This is a genomic window from Halomonas sp. ND22Bw (genome assembly GCF_003011945.1).
Classification (GTDB): Bacteria; Pseudomonadota; Gammaproteobacteria; order Pseudomonadales; family Halomonadaceae; genus Halomonas; species Halomonas halophila.
Genome location: NZ_PXWD01000214.1, coordinates 1 through 422, shown reverse-complemented (window position 1 = coordinate 422; position 422 = coordinate 1). Strand labels below are relative to the sequence as shown.

Sequence of the window (422 nt, the reverse complement as noted above, 5' to 3'; positions counted from 1 at the left end):
CCCAATGATCGGTCTCGACGATCCCCGCCACGCCCGCCACGCGTTCCGCCGCGGCGCGGTTCACCGACAGCAGCCGGGAACGCGGGCGCGGCCCCTGACGGATGCTGGCGAACACCATGTCGGGCAGGCGGATGTCGGCGACGAAATTGGCCGATCCGTCGGTCTTGGCGGGGGCGTCGAGCCGCGGCAGCGGCTGGCCCGACAGCCGCCCTTCCTCACCGATGCGCAGCGGCAGTTCGTCGGGCAGCGCCTCCTTCGCGGCGGCCTCCGCCAGCTCGCCGAAGCGCAGCTTGCGCGCGCCGTTCACCACGAAGCCGCCGGCGGTGTCGCATTCCTCCCAGTCGGCGTCCCAGCGCCGCGACGCCGCTTTGCACAACAGCACGCGCGCCGCCGCGCCGGCCTGCCGCATCGGCTCCTCGAAG

1 pseudogene is annotated in these 422 nt (G+C 73.9%); it reads right to left on the bottom strand.

The features are described from left to right. A pseudogene (locus CVH10_RS17740) lies at nucleotides 1-422 on the bottom strand (xanthine dehydrogenase family protein molybdopterin-binding subunit); the annotation flags it as partial.